The sequence below is a fragment of the Nonomuraea basaltis genome, from assembly GCF_005893125.1.
Lineage (GTDB): Bacteria > Actinomycetota > Actinomycetes > Streptosporangiales > Streptosporangiaceae > Nonomuraea > Nonomuraea basaltis.
In genome coordinates, this window is sequence record NZ_VCJS01000032.1 from 66,094 (window position 1) to 84,863 (window position 18,770).

Consider the following 18,770-nt stretch of genomic DNA (forward strand, 5'->3'; position numbering starts at 1 on the left):
GAAGAATTCCCAGGTCGCCATTCGCCGTATCAAATTGGGCAAGGATGACACGCCCCGCGTATCTCTCGCATACCCTAGCGGAACAGGCCAGCCTCCCCTCGTGTGACTCAAGGGGCGACGAGAGGCGGCCATGCGATTCATCGAAAAAACGTACGACAGACGACACGGTCAACGCTAGCCTGGAACGTAACACTAATCCCCTCTATCTCAAGGCTAACGACATGGCTCAGGGTGACTTGGGGTACCTCCACCCACTGTTCAGTATCGCAACGTCACTCGTGGACGACGAACAGCACGAAAATGTCAGCTTCGGACTCGGCGATATCGATGAACACAGCCAGCTGTCTCTGGACGATCAAGGCATGGACGGCCGAAACGTCTCCACCGTGGTCATCCACGCCATCGGCGCGGCCATCGATCACATCCTTACGCTTCATCTCCTGACGACGAAGGCAGGTGTTGTAACCAACGCGGCACCCTGGACCCTGCTCCGTGGCGCAATGGAGCCGGCCGCCCTCGCGGTCTGGGTACTCAACGGCGGAAGCCGCGATATCCGCCGGGAACGCGCCCTGCGGGTATGGCGTCAGGACATGGACGATAGAGGCAAGTGGGAAGAGGACACGGGATACCTCATCACTCCGCCAGCAAAGAGCGGAAAGATCCGCGCCGCCGAGATCGTCTCTCATGCCAACTCGATGGGCCTGCGAGGGGACCAGGTTGCGACCAAGCTGTACTACTCAGGGCTTATCGAACGCGCAGCGGAGATCATCGGATTGGACACCAAGTCCATCCGCGCGCATTGGCGCGCCAGCTCTGGGTTCGCTCACGGACGATCATGGGCATCAATCCGGCTCAGCTCCCCCAGTTCAGCACGCCGCATGCGCGACGGGTACGAATTCTCGATGACGCTGAACGAGGACGAGCATCGCAAGCTTGCCGAAGCCACTACGGCGTTCCTGACACGAGCCCTCGATGACTACGCCAAGGCTGCACAGGAAGCGGGAGCACCCCTTGCGTCCTGAACTTGCGGTGTAACCGCGCAAGGTGCCGGGTCACACGAGACCCACACTGACGATCATCGTACGCAGCGTTGTCAAATCAACGCAACGCGTGCGGCCCAGTCGTACACTCACCCGCATGAGCCCTCTGAGCCGCTGGCTCGACCGCATCCCCGAAGAGGAGATCGACGAGCTGCGCGCGTTCGCCCCCATCGGCACGCTCCTCATCGCCGTGTTCGCCCTGGGCAGCTCGTCAGCTGGCGGGCGCTGCACGACGACGCCAGCCCGTTCGCCATGCGGATGTCCGAGACCGACGCCACCGCGTGGCTGGTCATCGAGGCCGTGGCCGTGGTGCTGACCGTCGTCCTCGCTCGGATGTTCTGGGGGGGACGACGAGGCTGGGCGTTGCATGTCGGGAAACTAAAGATCGAATAGCGCTCCGTCGTCTTCGGCTCGCTTCACTGGCCCGTCCAGACCGGGCGGGACGGGTAGCACACCCGCGTCGGTCAGCTCGGCGACCGTGATGCGCTGCCCGTCACAGATCTCGGTGAGCAGTTCTTGCTGAGCGGGCTCTTCGCGCACGAGGAGCCCCAGAACGTTGAGCAGGTCAAGGAGTTCCATCGTCCATCCCGGCACCCAGCGCGGCGCGGTTTCGAAGTCCAACGGCAGACGCCTCTTCCCGGCGGGTTCCTTCTTGCGGTAGCCGTACCACTTGTCCAGGACGTTCCAGCCGGACACTTCGTAGTCGCGTACCCGCTGGGGCACAGGGCTCACGTTGCCCGTGCCGATCCACAGGTCACCGGACTCCGGGTCGTAGCGCAGCTTGTCGTTCGGCATATCGTCCGGCGTGTCGGAGATCTCCTCATCGCATCGGGGCCGCTCGGCCACAAGAAGCCGCGGGCTACCCGCCGGCCGTCCGGCGGCCGGGTCGACGTACCGTTCGCCGTAGCTGTGCAGCCAGAGAACACGTCGGCCCAGCTCGACGGCCCGGGTCCATAACGCCGCGTCAGCGGTCAAGGGGATACGCGCCCCAGGGACCTCCAAGTCTTCGCGGAAGCGCTCGCTGTAGGCGGGGTGTGCTGTGACGGCGGCGACATACGCCAGCATGTCTTCCGGATGCACGGGGTGTTGGAGCGTCTGCGACAGGCAGTCGAGGAGGCCAGGCGTGATGTTGGGCGTCGTGGCGTCCGCATCGCGATACAGCGGGCGGGTGCATCCGCTGCGCCCGTTGTAGTAGTGCATATCGGGGATGAGCGCGGAGAAGACCAGACCCGGACCACTCGTGACGGCTTGGGCGTTCTGCTCGACAGCGTAGATCTGGCGGGAGCCTCGCACACGCCAGAGGTCGGTGCGGCCCCGCACCATCAGACGGTTGTCAGGAATGATCCACTGACGGTCGAACGAACGGAATCCGACTCTCACTAGTTCAGGATGAGGACGCTGTTCCTCCGCAAGAGTCACCTTGTCGTGGGATGGGATGCCAGGCAATGGATCAACGATGCTTTCCAACTTTCGGTTATCGGCCTCCCCGAACGTCTCACGGCGTCCATCTCGGTCGGCCGCCAGGAAGAGTCGCCAGCGCTCGGACAAGGTCACCTTGTCGGGTGCGTAGATCCATGCTCTGCCCGGCGTTACTCCGCGCGAGGACCAAGGCATGAGGTCCGCGAAGCTAGGGCTGGATTCCCACACGTCGCTGCCCGGCGGCAGGAAAGGCGCTTCCCACTCGCTCGCGCAGAGACGCCACTGCTCGTCGGTGAGAGTGAGGCCGGTCAGCCGGGAGAGCTTGTCGTTGCGGTGGCCTTCGATCTGCACGTGATGGATCACTGCGGGCTCGCTACGGCTGTCGCGCAGCCGCACGAAGACGGCGATGCATAACTCTTGGGCTACCCCGGGGAACAGGCGCGTATTGACCTCCGGCCGCTGTCCTTCCGGGGAGACATCGATCACCCATCCCGCGTCGGCTGTTCTCCGCAGGTAGCGGCGCATCCCCGCGAATCCCCGTCCCATCAGCCACGCTTTCGGGGTGATGAAGGCAACGACGCCGAACGGGGCATCGTCGTGGAGGTCAAACACCTTGTACGTCGCCCAGCGCCAGAAATAGACGTACAGGTTCGACATCTTCGACTCGTACGTGCCGTTGCCCTTGAGGCGAAAAGCATCCATCGGCGGCGCTTCGCCCGATTTGGGGTCGCCCTTCTCCACCCACTTCCCCGCGCCTCGGGAGACCGCGTCGTACGGGGGGTTGCCGATGACGACCACGACCCGTTCGTTGCGCTTGACGTTGTTAGCCTGGCGGCGGGAGTCGGCGATCGGCTGGTAGGTGTGCGGGAGCCAGCCGAAGTCGTCCTTGGGGTTCTCCAGGGTGTCGGTGACATACATGCGCAGGCCGTCAGCGGGTGCTGTGGACCCGTGTTCCTTGAGAGCGGCGTGCATGCGCAACTCGGCGACGGCGTATGGTCCGGTCTGCATCTCGAAGCCGATCAGCCGGGTGGCGACCATCTCGCGCAAGCGGGGACCCACGAGTCCTCGTCCTTCGTCGACTTTGATCGCCTGGGCGACGCGTTCGAGAACGGTAAGCAAGAACGTTCCAGTGCCCATTGCCGGATCGACCACCACAACCTCGGGTGCGGCAAACCCCTTGGTGATGCCGAGGTGCTGTTTCAGAACATCATCAGTGAGCCGGACCATAGCGTTGACCACCCCGTTCGGGGTGTAGAACGAGCCGGTCTTCTCGCGCAGTTCGTGGTCGTAGACCTGGAGGAAATCCTCATACAGGCGCAGGTAGGCATCGCCGGAGCCGTCGTCGAGGCGCGACCACTCCACGGGGCCGATGACCCGGAGCAGCGTGTGGAGGGTCGTGGACAGCCCTTCAGCCGAGTCGCCGGTCAGGATGTCGAGCGCGCGGCCCATGAGGGAGTGCTTCTTGCCGAGCTTCGAGGCGATCCCGTGCATGGTGTCGCCCTCGAAGACGATACCTTCGACGCGGGCTAAGAGCAGGGCGAAGACAACGGTCTGGGCGTACTGGTCGGCGAACTGGTCATCCGTCTTCTCGGGGAAAAGCAGGCGACGCCAATCCTCCGCGAGACCGGTAAACACCTTTGGGCGCTTGCCGGACTTCTCCAGGCTGATCGTGCGTGCCACTTCCTGGCACAGAAAGCGGCACAGACCCGCGACGGCCTTGACGAGCTGGCCGACAGTACGCGGCGGCTGTGGCTTCCAGGTGAGGAAATCCTGCAAGAGGCGGGCGATGCCGCTGTCGGCTGGGGCCAGGCGGTCTCCGGCGGACTTGACCGACCCTGCCATGCGTACGAGATCCCCGACGCGCTGCCCGTTACGGTAAAGGCCCCACTCGTCGCCGTCGGTGTAGAGCACGTTCGGTAAGAGGGCGAGTTTCTGCCACTGTGCGGCGTTACGACCGGTGAAGGATGTCGGGTCGGCGCCGAGTCCCGGCTTCTTGAGCTCGATGTACCCAGCCAGCGATCCGGCCACGTCGACCGCGAAGTCGGGGCGGGCATCCAGATCGGCCAGGGGGACTTCTCCGGTCAGCGTGACCTTCAGGGCGAGGGCGTCGCCGACCGTGCGCGCCAGGGTCTCCAGCGGGCCACGTAACTGGTCCTCAGGCCATCCGGAACCCTTGAGCTTGGGTTTCACCTCCATGCCGAACCTCGACACTGCGGCACGGACAGCCTGCTCGTAGTCACCGCTAGGGGGCACGCCGCTCTACCTCCACTATGGAGCCGATAGAGGTGTCTGGATGGCCCGACTGTACGGCAAATGCGGATCTTGGTCTAGACCAGCGGCGGGATACGTTTGCCTAGCTCACGGCACCCATAAGTTGGCCAAGACACCGATGGGGATGGAACGCCAGATGTGGTTCCACGAGGACCAGGTGCAGAAGGTGGAGGGCCAGGACTTACAGCCGGGTGCGGCGCACGTACGAGCGTCAGGACTTCGGTGCTAGCCCTGCCTTTCCAGCCGGCCGATGGCGCGGTAGATCGCCGGGCGGCTCACGCCCAGCTTGTCGGCGATCTCCTGCACCGTGCCCTCCCGGGCGTCGTACATCGCCTTCGCCTGACGCGCCAGGTGGTCGGTTAGCTTCGGCTTGCGCCCGCCCTTACGTCCGCGGGCGCGTGACGCCTCCAGGCCCTCGCGGGTGCGCTCGGAGATCAGCGTGTGCTCAAACTCGGCGACCGCGCCGATGATGTGGAAGAACATCTTGCCCACGGGCGTGCTGGTGTCGATTCCCTGCTCCAGCACTACGAGGTCGACGCCGCGCGCCTGCAGGTTTTCGGAGAGCTCGATCAGGTTCTTGAGGGACCGGCCGAGGCGGTCGAGCCGAGTCACCATCAGCTGATCGCCGCCGCGCAGCCGCAGCAGCGCCTTGTCGAGCTCGGGACGGCTCGCGAGCTTGCCGGAGACCTTGTCGACGTAGATCTCATCGCATCCGGCGGCAGCTAAGGCGTCGCGCTGAGAGTCGGGGTTCTGGTGGCGGGTGCTGACCCGCCCGTAGCCGATCTTCATTGGTAAATTGTAACGCAATCACGAATGCTTGCGTTACATTGCAACGAACACGGGTTACGAACAGAATTGACGTGCGCGAACGCGAACCGATCTTGACGTACGAAAACAATCGTTTACGGACAAGGTCGCCCTCAGCGTGCCCGTGTCCATCCCCATGGGCGTCGCCATCAACCTACTCGTGCCCTGATGATCTCCGTCGTCCCGTTGGTGAGCTAGATCTAAGTGGATTCTCCCGGGCTTGTGAGCAGCTCTCGAAGCTTTTCCTGAGCCGCAACCCGTCGCTGTTGCTGATATCTCAGGACGGCGTCCTTCGCAATGACCTTCTGCACCGCTTCTCCAGTCGGAGACCGCACCACCGGCTTCTCCCCTGACCGATCCACCACCACATCCGGCCTCGCGTCCGGCGCCAGCCGCCCAAGATGCCATCCCAGCTCGGCGGCGCGCTTCACCAGTTCGTCTACCTCAACCTTCTCCGGCGGCTCTGCAAGTTCCTCCTCCACACTCTCCCGCGCCTGCTCCACCTCCGCCAACTCCACCGCCACCCCGGCGGCCTCCACACGCTTCGCCCGCCCCAACACCGCAGCCAAAGGACGGCGCAACACCACCACCGCCACCACCACAGCGACAGGCCAAGCCAGAGAGCCGACAAGGGACGCCACAAGCTGGAAACCCGACATGCCAAGGCATCGCAGCAGCACGAGGAGGCGTTACCGCAAGGGAACAGCGCGGGAAGACGGCGCACCCCCACCCCCACCCGCCGGCCCGGGGGGTGCGGGTGCTCGCGCCAGCCCCGCCCGCGTGACGGTGTCCATCCCTATCGGGGTGGCGATCAACCTGCTCGTGCCCTGACCACAGACACCATGACACGCACAGAAGCGTCGGCCTCTACAAGTGGAATGGGCTGGTTTCCACCTTCACCCGCAGCCAGAAGGCGCCGTCGAGCTCAAGCTTACAGTTGATCTTGTACGTGTTCTCGTTTCCGCCGCGAACCGACGACGCGCCCGTGCCCACGCGCCGCGTAACGTTCGGCCCCTGCCGAATCGTGTAACCAGTGTGCGAATGCCAGGACGCCGACACGCCGTTCCAATGACGGTGAACCGGGAAGCACCAGATCCGCATCTTACGAGTTCGGCCGCAGGACGCCGAGCCCAGATAGGTGTAGCCGTTAGTGTCCCGATTCCAGATCACCGAAGCCTTGACCTTACAGCCAAAGCCGCTCGCTTCACGCACGGAGCCCCCGACCGGTCCCTCCGCCAAGGCGCTGCTTGGAGCCGCAACCAAGGCCAGACCGGAGGCAAGGAAGACGACCCCCGCCGACAGTACGCGTAATCTTCCTCGGAGCACCAGAGATCACCTCGATAGCTTCCGCGACACGCTCACTTTAGGCCTATCAAGCCTGCTGAACCCCGTCCAGGGAAACCTACGATTCTGTCCCATTCCAGAAACGGCGGGCGTCAACTGCATAGGTCAAACCGACCTACTGGACCCGCCGCCTGAAGGACCCCCTTGAAGACCCACCGTTGCGCCCGCAGTGCTGACCATCGGGTACGCCACTCTGAGGTCATCGCTGTGTCGGTTGCGTTCTGGCAGCGCGCTCGATCGTGAAACGATTACTACCAGTCCCGCCGTACCGGTCGAGTAGGCACCGGGAAGGAACGCCACCTTGAGCGCCTTAAGCGACCACAAGTGTGCCCGCCCCGCGACGAGTTACGCAGAGTCGTGGCGGTGCGCAGAATGCGGGCTGCTGTGGGAACCCTTGCCCACGACACCCGTCGAGGATGAGGAGACACAGAAGGTCCGCTGGTTCGACCTCGTCTCCAACATCGCGTCCATCGCTGCCACCGCGGGCATGCTCGGCCTCTTCTGGTGGCTCGGACTGCGGACCATCTTCTTCGGCCTGAGTCTGTGCCTGCTCCTCAGTGTCGTCTCGGCGTGGCTGTGGCAGCGATGGCGAAGGTGAGACGATTACTGCCGATCCCACCATTGCGACATACGGCAGACTCTCGCTGAACGCGAAAGCGGCCCGTTGCCACGAACCGCACTGCCCGACAAGGGCCGAGAACGAGACGCGAAGAACGCAGCAGCTCAGCCGAAAGGCAAAGGCGGAGGGGGCGAGGCCCCCATCCCCCTGGCCGGCCCCGGGGGTTGGGGTGCGCCAGCTCCAGCGCACGGAAGCGCCCGCCTCGCTGGCTGCGAGACAGGCGCCTGCCGAGCTACGCGCTAGTTGTTCTCGACGCCCCGCCGCCGCTCGGCGGTCTCGTGCCACGCCTTGTGCGCATGTGCGCCGAGCAGCGTCGTTTCAAGATCGGCCGTGACTTCGACGGCCAACCCGATCAGCTCCGGATCGGCGCCGCCCTGGAGCAGCCTGATCAGGTCCCGATAGATGGCGACCGCCGAATAGGCCAGCATCCGGTACGGCTCGTAGTTCAACGTCAGCGCCAGCGCACCGGCCGCCGCCATCCGACCACCGTCGTACGACACGGTGATCTCCTCCGTCGTCAGGACGATGGTTACCTCCGGCGGCACGATGCCGACCGACGCGAGGATCATGGCCAGGCGCTCGGTTGCTTCCTGCGCCTGCTGGGCCAGCGCGCCCAGGCCGGGCACGTCGGGGGTGGATTCGGTCACGGTCGTTCCTTTGGTCGTTTCGGGTGGGAGGTGGGGGGCCACGCGCCCCGAACGCGCGGCCCGGGTCCTGCTACGCCTCGGCGGTCAAGCTGGCCACGTACTCGGCCAGAGTCATGCCGAGCGCCTCGGCGGTCTCCGTGAGCAGAGCCACGCGCTTGGCGTTGGCCGCCGCCTTCTTGTCCGCGTCCTCCTTGGCGCGCCGGGCCGCCGCCGTAGCGATCTCCTCCGCCTTGGCCGCCGGGTCGTCCGCCTCGGCGATCTTGCGGAAGTCGGCGAGCATGAGCGTGCGCGTGGCCAGGGTGGACATCGGGCTCACGCCGAGACGCCACGCCCCGTCGTCGGCGCGGGTCACGATGCGCCGACCGTCCGGGTAGGTGGCGACGATCTCCGCCGGGTGGGCGTCGCTGGCCGTCATCACGCCCGACCCCGGGCGGGAACGGTCGGACAGTTGCTCATGGCCCCAGTAGGAGACGGCCTCCGCGATGGTGGGCGACTTCTCGCACAGCGCCTGCCACGCCTTGTCCGGCCGGGCGGTGCCGTCGTCCTTCGTGGTCAGCCAGTGGAGGACGGCGGCCAGGATCTCGCTACGGATGCCCGCCTGCTTGTCGGCGGTCTTGGTGGTCTTGCTGGTCGTTCCGGCCATGATCGGCCTGCCTTTCGGGTGGGGTGGCGCGCCCCGGGTTGGGGCGCGCCTGGTTGGGTTACTTGTCGGTTGCCGGGCGGTCGCCAGGCGACGGGTGAACGCCTTCCGGGTGGCAGGGGCAGGGCTGGTCAAGGACCGTGGTCTCCGCCGCCTCCGGCACTGGCGTGTCGTGCGCGGGGGTGGGGTGCGGGTCCTCCCAGCGGGTCACGCCTTTGGGCAGGCCGCCCGGCTTGGCCTGATGCGGGGTGGCCTGCGTGTCCTCCGAGGAGTAGAAGCGGTCCCGGACGGAACGCCGCCCATGGCGCTTGCGGTTGCGCTTGCGCCAGGCGATGACCGCCAGGATCAGGGCCAGCACGGCGAGGCCAGCGTACGACTGCCACGGGAGGCCGCCGCCGCTCATGGCCGTACCGGGCGTAGCGGCGGCGTTTCCGCCGACGTCAGGCAGCATGTTGACCAGGTCGCCCGCCTCGTTGGCGCACTCCAGGCGCTTGCCCGTCGTGTTGCGCGTGGGGCACGCAACCACGAACCGGACTGCGTCCTCTGTGCTGCTCGCCGATGGCGTCCGCTGCCCGCCTCCCGTGGCCGGGGGGCAAAGTGACGGGACCAGCGCGCACAGCGCGTCGGCCTGCTGCGGCATCGCCGCGTACGGGTTGGCCTGCTGGATGGGCGCGGCCTGTGCAGCGGGTGCGGCTGGTGGCGCTGTGACCGTGGCACGGACGGTCTTGGTCCTGGTCACGGTGGGCGCGGGCGTTGGGGTGGCTGTCACGGTGGCCGTGGTCACCACGGGCGACGGGGTGAGCGACGCCGTGATGGTGGCCGTTGCCGTGGTGGTGGCCGTGGACCGTTCGGTGACCGTGGCGGTTTCCCTGGTCGTGGCCGTGATGGTCTCCGTCTGCGTGACGGTCACGGTTTCTTCCGCCGCTGGCAGTGCCGCGCCTGTGGACGGTATGGCCGCCCACGCGACGCTGGACACGCCAGCCGCGATCAGGCACGAGGCGAGCGCGGCGGCAACCGCGTTGACCCATCGTGCGAGCTTGGGACCGGTCAAGGTCCCTCCCTTCGGGGTGGGGCTCTCACCGAGCGTGTGAGCCCTTCACCTGGTAATCGCTGACATGGGAGGTAACGTTACGTGAACTGATATCACGGTTGGATAACGGGATGTAACGTCACCTCCGATAGTCTGCCGTCATGACACCAGAGCAGGAGGAGATCCTGGCGGCACTGCGCGACGCCAGGGAGCGCGTGGAGGCAGGCAAGCGGGCGGCGGCCGAGCGGCGCAAGCTGGTCGCCAAGGCGCGCGGCCAGCACATCCCCATGAAGGCGGTCGAGGACGCATCCGGGATCGGGCGGAAGGTGATCAGCGAGATTGAGCGGGAGGCAGGCTTCGCGCCCCGCTTGCCGGGGGGCGGCTTCCCGGAGGGTGCCCAGGTCACGGGGGCCGAGTAGGGCGGTGGGCGAGATCATCGTCGAGGCCGGCGGCGCGCTAATTAACCAGAAGGTACATTAAGCCGATCTTGTGCGTTCGCTAGCGGCACTATCTAACATGGGCTTCGCCAATCCTCGCTAATGATCTTGCTCTCGCGTCCCCGTACTCCACGCTGCACTCCCGTGATCTTGCTTGCAGGGATCGGGTCAGCTTGCGCCCCGGCGTCAGCCTGCGTGCACCTCAGCCCCGTGCAGCCTCATTCGTGAAGGCTCTAAAGCAAGCGCTCTTGCTTGCGTCGCATCGGACGGGACAGCGTGCCCCGTGCCTCTGGTTGCGTTGGGTGACATCCGAGGGACATCCGGTACGTCCGGTACATCCGGTACGCATGCATATGGGATCCGGGGGTTCGGGTCTTGATCCCCTTCCCTCCATGACTATCTGTAGATGAAAGAGGAGGATATATATACTTATAGTAATAATGATCTTGAAATAGCTATTATTACTGGATGTCCCGTGTAAACCCTCCTTGACCAGCGACATCCGGTACGTCAAGGCCTCATCCGGTACGCCGGGACGCTCATCCGGTACACATCCGGTACACGCGCAGAGTGACATTTGTGGTTACGGACAGTCTTCACAACATCCACCCGTCAACCCGCTCACACCCCCGGCACTCCTGAGAGACACATACATGCGTACCGGATGTACCGAACGTACCGGATGTCGACGTTTCCGCAGGTCAGACCCCGAATTCTCATCCGGTACAGGTCGGTACGCGCGTACCGGATGTACCGGATGTCTCGGCTTTCAGCCGTCCATAGAAGCCCAACGGGGAAGCAGGGGAAGTATGGCGACGGACAGCAGGGCAACTCGATAACCTCTCTTGGCCCCAGCCGGTTCGGGACAATCGAGAACCTTCACGGGGCCAGCGTCAGCCCTACCAAGCCCATCCCTCTACTTCCTCCGCTTGTCGACAGCGACCGCAGCGCGTGATCATCTGACAAGCAAAGCCCTGGCAGCTGCACGCCCGCTCGCGGCAAGCTGCGATTCCCCGGCCGGTCCCGCCGCGGCGGCGCGCGTGCCGGCAAAGCCGAACATCCGGAACATGTAGACCTGGTCAGCGCTCGGCGCCCGCTCCTTTTCGACGTCGCCCAGGTCCCGCAGTGCCACGATCAGAGTCCATGGCGGACCAGCCGCACAAGGCAACTACCCGTTGATATGGAAAGGAATATGGGACTCCGCCCCAAACCTCGGCCCTCCTCGGAGATGACCCAAGATCGTTGGGCGCTGTCGAAGGTGAACCGGCGTGGCCATCTCCTCGCCGGTCACCCCAAGGGACACCTGACCAGCCGCGCCCGGGCAAGCCGCTTACTGCCCGGCAGAACAACCAACGCGAGGAAGGTCACCGGAAACATGTACACGCGAACGGCGGCTTGCCCTGGCACGGCTGGTCAGGTATGGCGATGCCTGCCCGAGGAGGAGATTATCTCAACACCCGCCTGGAGACAGGAGTTGCCTGTCGGACCTTCCAATTGACAGGTATGGTCGGTTTCGTTGAGCGGGGGCACTGCGTCCGCATCCTATGGTGAGGTTTCTATGGAGCTGCAGCCGTACGAAACGACCTTCACGGTGGCACTACCTGATCGTGAGGGATGCTGGGACGCTGTTCATCATGTGCGCCACGCTTTACTAGACTGGAGTGGCTTCGACCTCACTAAAATCTTAACTCTCGTAGATACGCGCTTGGGCATATTTGAGGAACTTGAGTGGATCAAGGTCCAACGCAAAATAGGCAAGAAGACCGGCTCGCACCTTCCACCTCATCGGGTTACTGTTACTGGCTCTAACAGCAAGTTGGTTAAACTTGAGAAGTCCTTGGACTTCGCTACAGCGACCGTGACCTTTGTCATCACGGGCTTCAAGCCGCCGACGGCGCCAGCTATATCGTTTCATCTCCGTATCAGGACGGATGATGCGAATGAGCCCGGAAAAGTGCAAGACATTTTCCGCCAATCAGTCGACACATTCGTTGCTATGCGCACCGCGCATCAATCAATAGTTTTCCAAGAACCATCAGTATCTGAAGGCGCCGATATGGCAGACAGTAGTCGGGAGCTAGAAGAGCTAATAGATTCAGGCGCCTACGATATAATCTTCAATCCATGGTGGCGGCGCCTCTGGCGACTGATCAGCACTCAACCGTTAATGGTGCAAATAGTTGGTGGAACTGTCGCCACAGTCGTCGGGGCAGGATTGATAGCATTGGTAGCCAAGCTGCTGTAGCTCTTGGTGTACCACATCTCGGGATGTCATCTTGAGGCGCCTGAGTGCCACCCCTGTGGTCGTGAAGCGCCAGCTATATGAGCTTATCGATGGAAGAGACGCACTGAAATGGATTATGTCGAAACTCCAGAAATCAACGAGACCCGCAAAAAGACTGCTGCCATCCAACATGATCTCAGAAAATGGCGCCTTTCTTACATGTCGCTTATAACGGTAGTTTCTAGTGCAATACTTGGATCGCTCACCTTTTTGACAATAGGATTGATCGTGCGGAATCAATCTCTTGTTAACAATACGGGCAACTTCTTGGCTATTCTGGTAATATTTAGCCCGGCATGGGGAGCCGCAGCATTAGAACTTCGCGATCGACTCTTTGGTCTGCGCCAAGAATTGGTTGACTTAAGGCACGCTCTCCGAAGCCTGGTAGCCAAAGCCGTAAACTCGCCACAAAGCAGGTATATAAGCTACAAGGATTCTCTTCCTGAACTGATTTTGCATTTCAGAACTCGCGCCAACAGATATCGCTATATCCACAATGCACTTCAAACAATAGTAATTGCCGGATCGGTCATTACTTCCACGATAATCGCTGCCGCAGGGGATCTTCCATGGGGTCGCTGGCTAGGCGCAACAGTTGCGCTGCTTCTTGGCGTATCGGCTGGAGTCTCTAGCTATTTCAAGCTCAACGATAAAAGCGCGGCCCTCCAAAAGGCTGCCGACGATATTGAGATCGAGATGAGAGCGTTCGACCTTTCTATCAACGATTATGGCTCGATGGAGACAGGCGACGCCATAATCCAATTCGTCAAGAAGGTCGAGAAAATACGCGTCGAGCATGCCACACACGCGCGGGACCTCGACCAGTCAGCCGATAGGCTTACCTTTACCTACACGCAGTCTTCCTCTCCTACATGAGAGCCGTGGAACGCCTAGCTCGAAGACCTCAGCGTTCGACTTGCCATGTGCAGCACCAAAGTGCAGCAACCATGCCGACCACTAGCAACCGCTCACGATCTCTACAACCCGCGTGACCTCTACGCCACCCCCTCAACGACCTTCACGCCACGAATTCGCATCGAAAGGTCAGTACCTCCGCCTGGCCCGGGAGTCGTGATCTGCCGACACTTTAGCCGGAACGTCAAGCTTTACGCCCGATGGCGCCGATAAGCTGCTCGTACTCCTTTCTGAGTTTCCAGAACATTTCGATTACATCCGCTTCGAATTGCTCTGGCCAATTCCGTCGAGAGTGCCACGAATAGGTTGTGCCGAGTTCTTTCCATTGACTATGCCTGACGCGCCAAGAGTTATGGTGGTCAAGAAAATCAAGATAGGAGTTGGGAATTGTTGATCCCTCGATTAGGTGACTCTTGCCAGCCAGTAGAGCCTGAATAGCGAAATTTCGAGGCATAGCTTCGGTCTCGACCCAGTGAAGCCATATAGGAAGCTCCTTCTCGGGTATGTGATCACCGTCAAACACGTGCTGTCTGCCTAGAGTTGCGAGAAGGTCCTCCCAAGTAAACCGTCCCTCATATACTAGAAAAGCAAGGGGGCCATACAGTTCTTCCAATTGTTTCTGAACATACTCAAGTCGAGCCGAAATCTGCCGTCGCCGAATTTCGTTTCTGTTTGAAAGAATACTAGTAACAAGCCACCCCAATGCAGACACGGCCCCCGCGATGATGGCGACAGTTATAGCTGTGTTCATAAATCTCCAAAATGGCAACCAACCAAGCTAAGGCCCAGATTCTTCACCGCGACGCCCCCACAGGGTGATCACATCATGAAGCGGGGGACCACCTGGGGACCACACGCTGTGCATACCGCTGAACAAGCTCCGCCTAGCTACACCGAACGCGCCTCGCAAAGAGGCTTTGACCTCCACAAACGATGAGCCCCGCCGTACTGGGGGTCAAGGGGTCGCAGGTTCAAACCCTGTCATGCCGACCAGATCGACGCTGGTCGAGCATGGTGTCACTCACCGGGATGGCGCCCTATCGCATTGGTGAGAGACCAACACCCATCGTGGTCAGAGCGAGGTGGCGTCGCGCAGCTCCGACACCGCCGAGTGCGCCACGAACAGCCCGTCTGGGAGCCGCCGTCCTCGCCCGTCGCGCCGTTCGACGCTCGCGACCCAGCCGTGCCGAGCCAGTTCGGTCAGCGCGGCACGCACACCGTTCGCCCCGTGCTTGCACACCCACGGGCGGCGCCGCAACGCCTGCCGGACCTGCTCGACGGTGAACTCCGCGACGGCCTTGCGGCGCATCCATGTCAGGACGTGCCCGGCGGCTTCGCTGACCCGGCCCAGCATCCCGTCACCACCCGGGACCATGCCTGCGGCGCCTCCGCTGAGCACGGCTTGGGCGTGCTCGATCGACCAGTCGGCGATGGTGAGCGCGTGCTCCATCACTGTGCGGTCCACCACCTGCTGCGGGGCTCGCCCGTCCGCCAGGTGTAGCAGGGCGGCCAGCCGGTAGGTGATGCCTTCCAGTTTCTTCGCCCATCCCTTGATGTGCGCCAGGTCGCCGCTGTCGGGGTCGACGCGGCTTTCCATCTCGATCCGCCACCCCAGGTGCAGGGCTTCGGCGTCGTCGCTGATCCGCATGGCGACGGGTTCGCGCGGCTGACCGTGCTCGTCGAACGCGGTCCCGTCCGGCAGCACAGCGTGGTAGACGCGGAACACGGCCTCTCGCCAAGCTCGGGCCAGGTGGGGTGGAACGTCTGGCGGGTTCTTGTCGCGGCGGCCAGCGAGGCTTTCGGGTGCGGCGAACAGGAAGCGGTTGAGCAGGCCGCGGTCGGCGACGGCGGGGCTGGAGAGCGCATCGGCGACGACGACGGGCTGCACGGCGAGGCTGATGGTGAGGGACGGCCGGTCCACCTCGAACGGGTCGCGGGTGATGCGTTCGAGCCGGTACGGTTCGCTGCTGTCGTAGCTGGTGAGCACGAGCTCCAGGTTGGGGATGCCTCGGCTGTAGCGGCCGGACAGGGTGCCGAGGAAGCCGCCTTCGGCGGAGATGATGCCGATGTGGCCGCCGGTGCGGTGCATGATTTTGCCGAGCACTTCTGGGGTGACGTCTCCGGCGAGCAACTGCGGTTTGGGCGGCGGGGTGGTGTCGGCGATTTCCTGTTTGATGCTGTCGAGGTCGGCGAGCAGGTTGGTGCGTTGCCCGCCGTGGGCGTCGGCGATTTTGGCGACGAGCCGGTCTCGGGTTTTGACGGCGATGTCGTGGGCTTCGGCGGCGTCGCCGTGGTTGTTGCCCCAGTCGCTGCGGAGGTGGCGTTCGAGGTCGTAGACGGGTGCGGCGACGGCGCCCACGGCGGGTGACTTGCCTTCGCCGCTGTCGGCGATGGCGGCGAGGAACAGGTTGAGGGCGTTCTCGGTCCATTTGCCGGTGATGGTGGCGTGGTTGCCGACGAGCGCGGCGAGCGCGCCGAGGATGGCGAAACACGGCAGGTCGACCGGTACCTGCATGAAGACGGCGACCGCTTCGGCGAACTTGCCGATATCGCCCGGCAGGCAGCCAACGGGGAACGGCGGCAGGACGACGTGTGCGCTGTCCTGGCCGGGCGCTGTCCATGGCGCTGCGTTGAGCAGGTCACGGCTGGCGTAGACGCCGCGTTGGATGTCGGCGTCGGCGGCGTTGGCCATGACGTGGCGTACGTCGCCGGTGCCGGTCGTGCCCGGTTCGGCTGCCGCCTCGCCTGCCTGCATGCCGTCTTCTCCCCCGCCGTGGTCGTCGTGGTTGTGCTGGGTGCGGTGCTCGGGTCGCGCGTCCGGTTTGGCGTGGTCGGCCGGCCAGGGCACGTCGCGCCAGGTTTCGCTGGGCTTCCACGGTGTGATGCCGCACCTGTCGCGGATGTGGTCGAGGATGCGGGCGGGCAGCGCGCGGGCTTCGAGGCTGGCGAGGGGGTTGCCGGCGGCGGCGGCGATCAGGTCTCGGGCTGCTTCTTGTTCGTCGCCGTGGTGGTGGAGGTGGGCGAACAGGCGGGCGTGGGTGAGCCGGTTGCCGGGTCCGGTGGGTAGGCCGGTGGCGTCGGAGAAGACGACGGCGACGGGTATGCCGCCGTGGCCGCAGCGGATCGAGTAGGCGGAGGTGGCTCCGTCGCGGCGCCACAGTTCGGCGCCGTCGCGTTCGGTTCCGGCATGGGTGTAGCCGCACGGTTCGAGCAGGTCGCGCCATTCGCACACTTCGTCGAGCGCGTCGAACGGGCCTACCGTGCCCGCCGTAGCGGCCCCGGCGGGCCGGGCGATTCGCGGCTTGGGCCTGGGCGGTGTGCTGGCGGTTCGCGGCTTGGGTGCGGCTGCGGGCTGGGGTTCGGGCAGGTCGATCTGGTAGAGGAGGTGCGCCAGGTCGCGGAGCCGGTAGGTGGCTCCGGTGGAGTTCAGGACGCGGCAGGGGCGTTCCAGGCCTTCTTTGCGGTTGAGGGTGCCGGGGATGCGCAGCACCCGGTCGAGGTTGCCGACGCCGGTGCCGTAGTGGTAGCCGAGCCTGTTGGCGGCGGCCTCGATGGTGTGCTGCCAGCGGGCGGACATGTCTGCGAGGTCGACGAGGGTGTCGGCGGTGATCTGGATGGGCCGGTCGAGCAGGTGCCACGGGTACAGGCCGCCGCCGGAGTGGATCCACAGGGTGGGTTCGGGCAGCCCGGCTTCGGCCATGATGCGTCGCGCGTCGCCCTCGGTGGGCGGCAGCGGTCGGGTGATGTGGGTGTGGGTTTTGCCGCAGTCGCTGGGGCAGAGTTTGTGCTTGTGGCCTGGCCCGGCGATGTCGAGGTCCGCCCACATGCCGGGCAGGGCGAGCGACATGTCGGCGCCACCGCGTTTGCCGGTCGCGGGGGTGCGGCTGAGCGTGGTGACCCGCGCGTAAATGCCTTCGCGGCCCTGCTGGTCGAGCCAGTCGATGTAGGCGACGGCGGCGGTGACGCCTGCCGGGTCGGTGGCGAAGCAGCGTCCCGCCCAGGCGCCGGTGGCGCACACGTTGATCAGGCCGGGCGATTCGCCGTGGAGGTGGGTGAGCCATTCGCGGGCCTGGTCGAGGTCGGCGGCGACCGTCATACGCGCCGTCCGGAGGGCCGCGGGGGCAGGTGCATTCGGCGACGCCTTTCGTGTGGTGCGAAGGGTGTGGTCAGCGACAGGCAGCACAGGTGAGGCAGTGCGGGGTGCCTTGCGGGCCGTACCGTTCGTGCGGCCAGCCGCAGCCCTGGCATCGCCCGTTGAGCTGGTGGGGTTGGGGTACGGTGACGTTCGCTTCGCGCAGCCGGAGCGGGATCACGGGCGTCCCCGTTGGCGGGGCGCCCTGCCGGGTGACGGCGTTGGGCGCGCAGGCGGCGCAGCGCCATCCGAGCAGGTAGCGGCGGACGGGGGTGCCGCCGCAGTGGCGGCCGGTCGCGTCGTCGTAGTGGCCGCATACCTCACCGGCCCCGTGGTTGGGGCGGGTGTCGGGGCTGGGTGTAGCGGGACCGGTCATTCGTCTCCCTCGTCTCGTGCGTGGTCCGTAGGTGGCGTCACGCCTCTGAGGGAGAGGTGACGCCTTCTACGGTAGGCGTTTCTGCTTGCGCCAGCTACACGACGGGCCGCGGGTAGCCGGGCACGACGATGGAGTTGCAGGGGTGGCAGAGGACGAAGATGAGTGTGAGGATTCCTCCGTTGATCAGGCCGTATGAAAGCTCTTGGGCGGCACAGTGGATGCCGCAGTGGTCGCAACGGCCAAGCTTCGCGCCTTGGATGATGTTGCTGACGCATTCTCGGCAGAGCACGCCGCCGGGCACGGCGACGAACCCGTAGAGGGGTTGCGGGTGGTCGAGGTGGACGCATCCGCGCGGGTCCGGCCCGTACACGGCCAGGAATTCGGTCACTGCGGTGGCGACCCAGACGGAGTGGATGGGGACGATGGGGTGGGCGACGGGGTCGGAGAGGGATTCGTAGATGCGGCGCGCGTCGTCGGCGGCGGCCTGAATCTGGTCGGTCACGTGGACGTCGCGGGCGTCGCCGGTCACAGTCGGCCTCCGGTGATGGTCTTGAAAAGGGTGTTGATCTGGCCGAGTTCGGTGAGTGCGGCGTCGCGTTCCTCGATGGTGTCGGCGAGCAGGCCGAGGGCGTGGTCGCGTTCGGCGATCGCTCCGTCGCGCTCCTTCTCGGCGTCGGTGGCGCGTTGTTCGGCTTCGCTGATGCGGGTTTCGACAGCGCGCAGCAGGGTGAGCGCGTCCCCGGTGCCGTTGGCCGGCGCAGGGGTGCGGTCGACGGCTGGGAGGGTGTTCCGCGTGGGCGGGGCTGGGC

The 18,770-nt window shown here is 64.5% G+C and carries 18 protein-coding genes; 6 read left to right on the top strand and 12 right to left on the bottom strand.

Annotation, left to right across the window (positions count from 1 at the left end; all coding sequences use genetic code 11):
* The first annotated feature begins 278 nt into the window (after window positions 1–278).
* Window positions 279–1,022, top strand: coding sequence for a hypothetical protein (locus EJK15_RS17715; RefSeq protein WP_138711542.1), 744 nt, complete (start codon window positions 279–281; stop codon window positions 1,020–1,022).
* A 270-nt stretch (window positions 1,023–1,292) separates the two neighbouring features.
* Window positions 1,293–1,433, top strand: coding sequence for a hypothetical protein (locus EJK15_RS70640; RefSeq protein WP_171074371.1), 141 nt, complete (start codon window positions 1,293–1,295; stop codon window positions 1,431–1,433).
* Here the strand turns inward: EJK15_RS70640 and EJK15_RS17720 are convergent.
* From EJK15_RS17720 to EJK15_RS17735, 4 genes are all read right to left on the bottom strand, one after another.
* A complete protein-coding gene (locus EJK15_RS17720) occupies window positions 1,419–4,655 on the bottom strand; it encodes a type ISP restriction/modification enzyme (protein WP_138711543.1) in 3,237 nt (1,078 codons plus the stop codon). The two genes, EJK15_RS70640 and EJK15_RS17720, sit on opposite strands and share 15 nt — an antisense overlap.
* 300 nt (window positions 4,656–4,955) lie before the next feature.
* Entirely contained in the window at window positions 4,956–5,519 is a 564-nt protein-coding gene (locus EJK15_RS17725) for a recombinase family protein (RefSeq protein WP_138711544.1), read from the bottom strand.
* A gap of 218 nt (window positions 5,520–5,737) precedes the next feature.
* Complete coding sequence (locus tag EJK15_RS17730; protein WP_138711545.1) at window positions 5,738–6,196, bottom strand: hypothetical protein; 459 nt, start codon at window positions 6,194–6,196, stop codon at window positions 5,738–5,740.
* Between the two features lie 208 nt (window positions 6,197–6,404).
* Window positions 6,405–6,749, bottom strand: coding sequence for a hypothetical protein (locus tag EJK15_RS17735; protein ID WP_138711546.1), 345 nt, complete (start codon window positions 6,747–6,749; stop codon window positions 6,405–6,407).
* A gap of 526 nt (window positions 6,750–7,275) precedes the next feature.
* On the opposite strand from EJK15_RS17735, the gene EJK15_RS17740 reads away from it, so the two are divergent.
* Entirely contained in the window at window positions 7,276–7,479 is a 204-nt protein-coding gene (locus EJK15_RS17740; RefSeq protein WP_138711547.1) for a hypothetical protein, read from the top strand.
* Window positions 7,480–7,739: 260 nt separating this feature from the next.
* Here the strand turns inward: EJK15_RS17740 and EJK15_RS17745 are convergent, their stop codons facing one another.
* The 3 genes from EJK15_RS17745 to EJK15_RS17755 all read right to left on the bottom strand — a co-directional run bounded on the left by EJK15_RS17745 (window position 7,740) and on the right by EJK15_RS17755 (window position 9,838).
* Complete coding sequence (locus EJK15_RS17745) at window positions 7,740–8,147, bottom strand: hypothetical protein (RefSeq protein ID WP_138711548.1); 408 nt, start codon at window positions 8,145–8,147, stop codon at window positions 7,740–7,742.
* A gap of 70 nt (window positions 8,148–8,217) precedes the next feature.
* Window positions 8,218–8,790, bottom strand: coding sequence for a hypothetical protein (locus EJK15_RS17750; RefSeq protein WP_138711549.1), 573 nt, complete (start codon window positions 8,788–8,790; stop codon window positions 8,218–8,220).
* A gap of 58 nt (window positions 8,791–8,848) precedes the next feature.
* A complete protein-coding gene (locus tag EJK15_RS17755; RefSeq protein WP_138711550.1) occupies window positions 8,849–9,838 on the bottom strand; it encodes a hypothetical protein in 990 nt (329 codons plus the stop codon).
* Between the two features lie 140 nt (window positions 9,839–9,978).
* Between EJK15_RS17755 and EJK15_RS17760 the strand changes: the two genes are divergently transcribed.
* Window positions 9,979–10,236, top strand: a complete 258-nt coding sequence (locus EJK15_RS17760; protein ID WP_138711551.1) for a hypothetical protein — start codon at window positions 9,979–9,981, stop codon at window positions 10,234–10,236.
* Between the two features lie 973 nt (window positions 10,237–11,209).
* Here EJK15_RS17760 and EJK15_RS70645 read toward each other — a convergent pair.
* Entirely contained in the window at window positions 11,210–11,386 is a 177-nt protein-coding gene (locus tag EJK15_RS70645) for a hypothetical protein (protein ID WP_171074372.1), read from the bottom strand.
* Between the two features lie 426 nt (window positions 11,387–11,812).
* Here EJK15_RS70645 and EJK15_RS17765 point away from each other — a divergent pair, with 426 nt between their 5' ends.
* Both EJK15_RS17765 and EJK15_RS17770 read left to right on the top strand, forming a co-directional pair.
* On the top strand, window positions 11,813–12,499 hold the full coding sequence (locus EJK15_RS17765; RefSeq protein WP_138711552.1) for a hypothetical protein: 687 nt from the start codon (window positions 11,813–11,815) through the stop codon (window positions 12,497–12,499).
* A 108-nt stretch (window positions 12,500–12,607) separates the two neighbouring features.
* Window positions 12,608–13,414 carry a DUF4231 domain-containing protein gene (locus tag EJK15_RS17770; protein WP_138711553.1) on the top strand — a complete coding sequence of 269 codons (807 nt, stop codon included), beginning with the start codon at window positions 12,608–12,610 and terminating at the stop codon, window positions 13,412–13,414.
* 1,111 nt (window positions 13,415–14,525) lie between these two features.
* Here the strand turns inward: EJK15_RS17770 and EJK15_RS17780 are convergent.
* The 4 genes from EJK15_RS17780 to EJK15_RS70650 form a co-directional block, all read right to left on the bottom strand.
* Window positions 14,526–17,549 carry a YfjI family protein gene (locus tag EJK15_RS17780; protein WP_138711555.1) on the bottom strand — a complete coding sequence of 1,008 codons (3,024 nt, stop codon included), beginning with the start codon at window positions 17,547–17,549 and terminating at the stop codon, window positions 14,526–14,528.
* 70 nt (window positions 17,550–17,619) lie between these two features.
* Window positions 17,620–17,961 (bottom strand): hypothetical protein, encoded by a 342-nt coding sequence (locus tag EJK15_RS17785; RefSeq protein ID WP_138711556.1) that lies wholly within the window; start codon window positions 17,959–17,961, stop codon window positions 17,620–17,622.
* 94 nt (window positions 17,962–18,055) lie between these two features.
* The gene (locus EJK15_RS17790) at window positions 18,056–18,490 is read right to left on the bottom strand and encodes a hypothetical protein (protein WP_138711557.1); all 435 of its coding nucleotides are present in this window, start codon (window positions 18,488–18,490) and stop codon (window positions 18,056–18,058) included.
* Window positions 18,487–18,770: hypothetical protein (locus EJK15_RS70650; protein ID WP_171074373.1), on the bottom strand; the 284-nt coding region annotated here is incomplete at its 5' end. The genes EJK15_RS17790 and EJK15_RS70650, both read right to left, overlap by 4 nt.